1 protein-coding gene is annotated in these 313 nt (G+C 46.3%); it reads left to right on the top strand.

The annotated features are described in order from the left end of the window. Positions 1-313, top strand: a 313-nt coding sequence (locus tag EAE92_RS24290) for an IS1595 family transposase (RefSeq protein WP_214069882.1), incomplete at both ends; no start/stop codon positions are given.

Raw genomic sequence — 313 nt, 5'->3', positions numbered from 1 at the left:
CAGTTAAAATCTCGTCTCCTTTATCAGTGCAATAAATGCCATCATCAGACATCTTTGACGGCCGGCACATTGTTTTCTGCGTCAAAATTACCTTTAACTGTGTGGTTTTTGGCGATTTATCTCATGACTCAGGAGAAAAATGGGATTTCTGCACTTGAATTGTCACGTCAACTGGGCATTTCCTACAATGCGGCATGGCGTATGAAACACAAGCTAATGAAAGCAATGAAAGAACGGGATGGCGAAAAGCCTCTCGGCGGGTTTATTCAGCTTGACGACGCATACTGGGGAGGGGCTCAGCATGGCCCCCGAG

The sequence above is a fragment of the Photorhabdus hainanensis genome (genome assembly GCF_018448965.1).
GTDB classification, from domain to species: Bacteria; Pseudomonadota; Gammaproteobacteria; order Enterobacterales; family Enterobacteriaceae; genus Photorhabdus; species Photorhabdus akhurstii.
Note: the sequence above shows the minus strand (reverse complement) of the source record. Positions and strands in the feature narration are given on the sequence as shown.